The 8,279-nt window shown below is 44.1% G+C and carries 6 protein-coding genes; all 6 read left to right on the top strand.

Annotation, left to right across the window (positions count from 1 at the left end):
- The first annotated feature begins 11 nt into the window (after window positions 1-11).
- The 6 genes from ACE1AQ_RS07280 to ACE1AQ_RS07255 all read left to right on the top strand — a co-directional run bounded on the left by ACE1AQ_RS07280 (window position 12) and on the right by ACE1AQ_RS07255 (window position 8,032).
- On the top strand, window positions 12-605 hold the full coding sequence (locus ACE1AQ_RS07280; protein WP_374808143.1) for an IS607 family transposase: 594 nt from the start codon (window positions 12-14) through the stop codon (window positions 603-605).
- Window positions 577-1,815 (top strand): RNA-guided endonuclease TnpB family protein, encoded by a 1,239-nt coding sequence (locus tag ACE1AQ_RS07275; protein WP_046662537.1) that lies wholly within the window; start codon window positions 577-579, stop codon window positions 1,813-1,815. The genes ACE1AQ_RS07280 and ACE1AQ_RS07275 overlap by 29 nt, the downstream gene beginning before the upstream one ends.
- 765 nt (window positions 1,816-2,580) lie before the next feature.
- A complete protein-coding gene (locus ACE1AQ_RS07270; RefSeq protein WP_110545752.1) occupies window positions 2,581-3,903 on the top strand; it encodes a CmpA/NrtA family ABC transporter substrate-binding protein in 1,323 nt (440 codons plus the stop codon).
- 73 nt (window positions 3,904-3,976) lie between these two features.
- Entirely contained in the window at window positions 3,977-4,804 is an 828-nt protein-coding gene (ntrB, locus tag ACE1AQ_RS07265) for a nitrate ABC transporter permease (protein ID WP_110545749.1), read from the top strand.
- Window positions 4,805-4,979: 175 nt separating this feature from the next.
- Window positions 4,980-6,986 carry a nitrate ABC transporter ATP-binding protein gene (locus ACE1AQ_RS07260; RefSeq protein ID WP_106909289.1) on the top strand — a complete coding sequence of 669 codons (2,007 nt, stop codon included), beginning with the start codon at window positions 4,980-4,982 and terminating at the stop codon, window positions 6,984-6,986.
- A 47-nt stretch (window positions 6,987-7,033) separates the two neighbouring features.
- Window positions 7,034-8,032 (top strand): nitrate ABC transporter ATP-binding protein, encoded by a 999-nt coding sequence (locus ACE1AQ_RS07255; protein ID WP_039900203.1) that lies wholly within the window; start codon window positions 7,034-7,036, stop codon window positions 8,030-8,032.
- Window positions 8,033-8,279: the final 247 nt, after the last annotated feature.

Here is an 8,279-nt window from a genome sequence, read left to right as displayed (position 1 = left end):
TTGCAGTTCACATGAAACTATCAGATTATGCTAAGAAAAAAGGGATCAGTTATGACACTGCTTGGAGAATGTGGAATCGAGGGCAGTTACAAGGAGAACGTCTTCCTACAGGAACAATTATTATTTTTGAAGATGACCGTTCTTGCGGTGAAAATAAAGTAGCTATTTATGCGCAAGTTTCTAGTTCAGAAAATCAATCTAACTTAGAGACTCAGGCAAAAAGATTGGAAGCTTATTGTATTGCGAAAGGCTATCAAATTGTTCGAGTAGTTAAAGAAGTAGGAAGTGGAGTCAATGATCATCGAAAGCTATTATTAAAACTTCTAGAACAAACTGATTATAATTTGATTGTCGTAGAACATAAAGATCGTTTAAGCAGAGTAGGGTTTAATTATCTGAAAGTTCTTTTAACTCAAACAAATAGAGATCTAGAGGTCGTTAATCTAGCAGAAGAAAGAAAAGACGATTTAATGGAAGACTTCGTGAGCATAATTACCTCATTTTGCGCTCGATTATACTCATTAAGACGACGAAATAGAAAGACAGAATGTTTAATTAAATGCCTTGAGGAGAATGATGAAATTAGTTCAAAAACATCTAATTAAATTTAATCACAAAAATTATTCAGTAATTGATAAATTAGGATTTTTATCGAAGAATCTGTATAATTGTGCTGTTTATTTAAACCGTCAAGTTTTCTTTTCACATCAACCATTTTTAACAATGACTGAGTTACATCATGCCTTAAAAATGAGTCCAGATTATCAAGCCTTACCCGCCAAAGTAAGTCAGTTAGTATTAAAGCAAGTAGAAAAAACCTTTAAATCCTACCAAAAAGCGAAAGAACAATACAAAAAATCGCCAGATAAATTTACAGGAGAGCCTAAGTTGCCAAGATACAAAGACAAGGAAAAAGGTAGAAACGTTTTAACTTATAACTATCAAGCCATTTCTAAAAAAGCGTTGAAGCAAGGTTTAATCAAGCTATCAGGGACTAATTTAGAATTTAAAACTAATTTAAAGGAAGTTTTAGAGGTCAGGATTATTCCTAAATTGGGTGCTTATTGTTTAGAGATTGTCTATGAACAACCATCCTCATCAAGTCAAGAGGGAGAAAGATATGCTTTTATCGATTTAGGCTTAAATAACCTAGCTGCTGTTACCTCTAATATTCCCGAATTTCAGCCAACTTTAGTATGTGGAAAAGCCTTAAAATCCTGCAATCAAAAGTACAACAAGACACTAGCTAAACTCAAATCGGAATTACCCAGTCTACAGAAGACCAGTAAAAGAATACAAGGTTTAACTTTAAAGCGTAATTGCCAGGTGGATTATTACCTCCACACCGCTAGTAAATATATTATTGATAAATTACTAGCTCATCAAATTAACCTTTTAGTTATTGGTCATAATCAAGGCTGGAAACAAAACATTAATATTGGAGATAGAAATAACCAGTCATTCGTAAATATTCCTCATTCAAGGTTGATCGAACAACTTACCTATAAAGCAAATTTAGTAGGAATAGAGGTCAAAACAACTAATGAAAGCTATACCTCTAAATGTAGTTTCTTAGACTTAGAGTCTATTCAAAAGCAAAAAAGCTATTTAGGCAAGAGAATTAAAAGAGGACTATTCAGAAGCTCGTCGGGTTATTTCTATGGAGCAGATATTAATGGTTCCTTAAATATTGGAAGAAAGGTAGTCGGAGAGGCCGCCTTTAGCGGGAATCCGATAGAGAGGTTCGTAGTTAACCCAGTACGGGTCAAAGCGTACAAAGCTAATTCTAGATGCAATATTTGCGTACAGAATTAGTAACTATAACTCCCACTATTGACGATATCCCTAAGCATCTAATCAAGGGGAAACATCGATCATAATATGCTTTTGCCCTTGGCAAGTGCCAACGCATAACAGAGATTGTCTCAAGCTAGTCTCGTCGCTAATACTTGCGGCGATTTTTCAGTTATCGGTAAACATTAACCGGTAATCAGTCAAGGGCAAACTCAAATCTGATACTAAATCCGTTGAGTATAGGCTACTTATCAGGATAGGCAAGAGGCAAGAGGCAAGGGGCAAGAGGAGGAATAGATAATCAGTCTTTAATAACTGGATTTAGTATGATAACTGATTCAAGATAGCTAAAAAAACCCCATCGCCCTACCATGCGTTTCAGACAAATTTTTATGCTTTTATTACATGGCTGACAATATTTTGTAACAATCTATACTATCTTTCCCGTTGAAGACTGTAAATTTAAGTTAATTACTTCGGTGATAACCCTGAAATAAAGTGATCTTTCTAGCCCAGATGACCAAAAACCGCCCCTATCTATCTATCCACTCCTCAAAACTGTTATGCTTCTAGAAAAAATCTCTTAGACAAAAACTACTGCTAAATCTCCCCAGATGGAGAAGCAAAAGCGATCGAGAGATAAAAATAGTCAAAGCCTCCTTACTGAATCAACAGTTACTTTCAAGAAATTTTCTCGGTTATCACCGCAGTCAGTTAGGGGAAATAATGAGAATTTTTCACCGTTTCATCACCTTTGTTTAGTTTCTAATCACGATTTTTTAGTCCATGAGTAAACTTTCTAGACGTAGATTTATCTTCACTGCCGGGGCAACTGCCGTAGGAACAGCAATTCTCCACGGTTGCGCCACTCCCAATAATACCGCGACCAGTCCCTCCCCGGCCGGCAGTCCTGCTGCTTCCCCCGCTGCCGGTGGAGAAACTCCCGAAGTCACCACCGCCAAACTAGGTTTTATTGCCCTCACCGACGCTGCCCCCTTAATTATCGCCAAAGAAAAAGGTTTATTCGCTAAACACGGGATGCCCGATGTACAGGTGATGAAACAAGCCTCTTGGGCTGCAACCCGGGATAACCTCGAATTAGGTTCGGCGGGTAACGGTATCGATGGGGCGCATATTTTATCCCCCATGCCCTACCTAATGACCTTGGGCAAAATCACCAAACAGCCAGTACCGATGTATATTCTGGCGCGTTTGAATACCAACGGTCAAGGGATTTCTGTGGCTAACGAATACATGGATCTAAAAGTTGCCCTCGATAGCGGTGTACTGAAAGAATCCTTCGCTAAAGCTAAATCTGCGGGCAAAGAAGTTAAATCCGCCATGACTTTCCCCGGTGGTACTCACGATCTCTGGATGCGCTATTGGTTAGCCGCTGGCGGCATTGATCCGAATAAAGATCTATCCCTAATTGTTGTTCCTCCGGCACAAATGGTGGCTAACATGAAAGTCGGCACGATGCAAGCTTTCTGTGTGGGGGAACCTTGGAACGCGCAACTGGTTAAGCAAAAACTCGGTTATTCAGCCCTGATAACTGGGGAACTGTGGAAGGATCACCCCGAAAAAGCCTTCGCTTTACGCGCCGATTGGGTGGATAAAAATCCCAAAGCGGCAAAAGCTTTAACCATGGCTGTTCTGGAAGCGCAGCAATGGTGCAATGATCCCGCTAATGTTAAGGAAATGTGCGAGATTATTTCAGGACGGGAATGGCTGAAAATTGACCCCGCCGATATCTTGGGAAGAATGCAGGGTAATATCGATTTCGGTGATGGTCGCAAAATCGAAAATAGCCCCGTAGCCATGAAATTCTGGGCTGATAACGCTTCCTATCCCTACAAGAGTCATGATACTTGGTTTGTGACTGAAGACATCCGTTGGGGCTATATTCCCGCCGATACGGACATCAAAGCTTTAGTTGATAAGGTTAACCGGGAAGATATCTGGAGAGAAGCCGCCACAGCCCTCAATGTTCCGGCTGATCAAATTCCCACCTCTACCTCTCGCGGTGTGGAAACTTTCTTTGATGGTGTTACTTTTGACCCTGAAAATCCCCAAGCCTACCTCGATTCCCTCAAGATCAAGAAGATTTAAATCAGCGAGCAGTGATAACTGCTCACTGCTCACTGCTCACTGATAACTGATAACTGATAACTGATAACTGATTATGGCTGTTTCTATTTCTCGTCGTTCTCAAGGTCAGAAATGGGTAAAAGACCTGAAAAAAAAATTATCCAAACTAGCAACTTCGGCGATTGCTTTATTAATTTTCCTTCTCCTCTGGCAAATACTCTGTTTTAGTCCCGATGCTCCTCTTCCTAGTCCCACTAAAGTGGTTAGCGAGACCTGGGAATTAATTATTAATCCCTTTTTCAATAATGGTGGCACGGATGTGGGGTTATTCTGGCAAATTTTCGCCAGTTTACAACGGGTGGCCGTCGGTTTTACCCTTGCCGCTATTGTCGGCATCGCCGTGGGAATTTTAATCGGTAGTAGCGCCCTAATTTATGATGCGATCGATCCGATTTTCCAAATCCTGCGTACCGTTCCCCCCCTAGCTTGGCTACCTATTTCCCTAGCGGCTTTTCGCAATAACGAACCTAGTGCCATATTTGTAATTTTTATTACAGCAATTTGGCCAATTATTATTAACACAGCCGTGGGAGTACAACAGGTTCCCCAAGACTATAAAAACGTCTCTAGAGTGTTGAAATTATCCAAAGTTGAATACTTTTTCAACATTCTTTTTCCCGCTACTGTTCCCTACGTTTTCACCGGATTAAGAATCGGTATCGGTTTATCTTGGTTGGCGATTGTAGCGGCAGAAATGCTGATCGGTGGCGTGGGAATTGGCTTCTTTATCTGGGATGCTTGGAATAGTTCCATGATCAGTGAAATTATCCTCGCCCTGATTTATGTGGGTATTGTTGGTTTCCTACTCGATCGCCTCATGGCCTACATCGCTAAATTAGTTGTACCCGAAGAAAATAAATAGGGTTTGCGGCAAAAAGTTTTTCGGTGGGGGATGGGTGTGGGGTGTGGGGTGTGGGGTGTGGGGAGCTTTTTAAGTAAACAGTAAACAGTAAACTAAAAACTCACATCTGATAACTGATAACTGATAACTGATAACTGATAACTGATAACTGATAACTGATAACTGATAACTGAAAATGTCTGCATTTATTGAAGTCGATCACATTGATAAGGTTTTCCCTCTGCCCGATGGCCGTCAATATATCGCCCTGAAAAATATCGATCTCAGCGTTACTAAAGGGGAATTTATCTCTTTAATCGGTCACTCCGGTTGCGGGAAATCCACCCTCTTAAATATGGTCGCCGGACTCGATCGCCCGACGGTGGGGGGGGTGATTTTAGAGGGAAGAGAAATTAAAGATCCTGGACCCGATCGCATGGTGGTGTTCCAGAATTATTCGCTGCTGCCTTGGTTAACCGTCCGGGAAAATATCGCCCTAGGAGTTAACCGCGTGCTGCGTCATCTACCGGCTGCTGAACGCAAAAGTGTCATCGAACATAGTATCGATATGGTACACCTGCGCCATGCCGCCAACAAACGACCGGGAGAATTATCGGGAGGCATGAAACAACGGGTAGCGATCGCCCGCGCTTTAGCCCTACGGCCAAAAGTCCTGCTACTTGATGAACCCTTTGGGGCGCTGGATGCGTTAACCAGAGGCAATTTACAGGAACGTTTGATGGAAATTGTCGAAGAAAGCCACGTTACCTGTATCATGGTCACGCACGATGTGGATGAAGCCCTATTACTATCCGATCGAGTGGTGATGTTAACCACCGGTCCAGAGGCCCATATCGGTCAGATTCTCGATGTTCCCATTCCCCGGCCCCGGCATCGTTTGGAAGTAGTTAACCATCCCAGTTACTACTCCCTCCGTAACGAGATCGTTTATTTCCTCAACCAACAGAAGCGAGCGAAGAAAGTCGGTCAACCCACCGGAGCGGTGACGCTGATCGGCCAAGCTACCGGACTGAAAACCAATCCCACCATCGGTTTTATCCCCCTCACCGATTGCGCCCCGATTATTATCGCCAAAGAGAAAGGTTTCTTCGCTGAGGAAGGATTAGAGAATGTTGTCCTGCAAAGGGAACCCAACTGGAAAGCGCTCGCCCAAGGGGTAGCTACCGGTCGTCTCGATGCGGCCCAGATGGTGGCGGGAATGCCCCTCAGCATGACCATTGGGGCTGGCAATAAGCCCTCTGTCCCCGTGATTAGCGCTTTGGTACTCAGTCGCAACGGTAACGCCATCACCCTCAGCAATAAATACAGGGAATTGGGGGTAGAAAAACTGGAGGACTTAAAGGGGGCCCTCCTGCAAAGTCCCGATAAAATCGCCACTTTCGGCATGGTTCACCCCGCCTCCATGCACAATCTGCTGTTACGCTACTGGTTAGCTAGTGGCGGCATCGATCCCGATAGTGATGTAAATTTAGCCGTAATTCCGCCGCCTCAAATGGTTTCCTTGCTAAAAGCGGGTAATATCGACGGTTATTGTGTGGGGGAACCCTGGAACTCCTACGCCGTTCACGAAAAATTAGGCTACGTTATCGCCACCGATCTTGATATTTGGCCCGGACACCAGGAAAAAGTCCTCGGGGTCAGGGAAACTTGGGCGGCGAAACATCCCGAAACCCATATCGCCATGGTGAAAGCTTTAATTAAAGCCTGTGAATACTGCGATGATCGGCGTAATCGAGAAGAAATAGTCAATATTCTCAGTCAGCCCCAGTATGTGGGCGTGGATAGGGCAATTATCCGCCCCGGTTTCCTCGATGGTTATGATCGCGGTTTAGGAACTGCCCCCGAACCCCTATTCCGATTTAATCAGTTTTACGTCGATCAAGCTAACTGTCCGGGCCGCAGTGAGGCCCTATGGACCCTAACTCAGCTGGCCCGTTGGGGTTACGCGCCTTTCCCCCGCAACTGGGTAGAAGTGATTGAACGCGTCCGTCGTCCCGATCTGTTTGGCGAAGCTTGCCGGTCTCTGGGCCTTCCCGATTTGGAACCCGATCGCCACAGTTTTGCCCTCTTTGATCATCTTATTTTCAATCCCGACGATCCGATCGGCTATCTGGAACGTTTCTCGATCCGTCGCGATTATCGCGTCTCAGAAGTTCTCCTCGATGATCCCGTGACTAATTAATGGTTGTGGTGGGCTTTGCCCACCTTAAAATAAATCTAGGACGAATTATGCAAACTTTTACCGATAAGACCGTGAATTCCAGCACCACCACCCAGCCTTTTTTGTTAGTTAGTAATGTTGCCAAAGAATACCCCTCCCCCGAAGGGGTTTACACCGTTTTAGACGGTGTGGAGCTGCAAGTCAATGAGGGGGAATTTGTCTGCATTATCGGTCACTCCGGCTGCGGTAAATCGACCCTTTTAAATATGGTGGCGGGGTTTTCTTCTCCTAGTCGTGGGCAAGTGCTGCTACAGGATAAAGAGGTTAAGGAACCAGGACCGGACCGGATGATGGTATTCCAAAATTATTCGCTTCTGCCCTGGAAAACTGCCTTTGAGAACGTTTATATCGGGGTTAATTCCGTTTATCCCGAAAAATCTCAGGCTGAGAAGGTGAAGATCGTGGAAGAAAATCTATCCTTAGTGGGATTGACAGAAGCAGCCCAGAAAAAACCCCCCCAATTATCGGGAGGCATGAAACAACGGGTAGCGATCGCCCGCGCCTTGGCCATTCGTCCCCAAGTCCTCATCCTCGATGAACCCTTTGGGGCCTTAGATGCGATTACTAAAGAGGAATTACAGGAAGAATTGCTGAAAATCTGGCAAGAACACCAGTTAACCGTGTTGATGATTACCCACGATATCGATGAGGCTTTGTTCTTGTGCGATCGCTTGGTGATGATGACCAACGGCCCGAGCGCTAAAATCGGTGAGGTGTTAAAGATGCCTTTTGCTCGTCCCCGGGTTCGTTCCCAAATTACCGAGGATCCCCGTTACTACGAACTCCGCAATGAAGCTCTCGATTTCCTCTACAATCGTTTTGCCCATTCGGAAGACCCCAATGAGGATGCCCCCGAACAACCCCCAACAGAAAATCTCGTGGGTAAAATTGTTACTACTATTGGTGGCATAGCCTTACTCGCTTTTGTTGGTTTTAGTCTAATACAAATGTTCACCAGCAAGACTGCCAATACTACTAATCCGGCCACCATAGAGGCCCCCAGATAAGTAGTAGTGGAAAATTAATTTCCTAGTCGAGACAGGAGACTCCGAGACAGCTATCGGGGATCGGATTTGAGTTTTGGCTCTCCTCGACTTTGTGTGATAATCAGTGCGGCTCTTCGTTACTTGTTATGGTTCGATAGGGGGGCATAAATCGACTAAATCCTTATCTGGCAAAAGATTTAACTGATTAGCTCGCTCTAGATCAAAAACAATTGACAAAAATCGTCCAATGTCTTTCTCTATAAGGGTT

It is taken from the genome of Microcystis sp. BLCC-F209 (assembly GCF_041928595.1).
Lineage (GTDB): Bacteria > Cyanobacteriota > Cyanobacteriia > Cyanobacteriales > Microcystaceae > Microcystis.
This window is presented reverse-complemented; position numbering and strand designations above follow the sequence as displayed.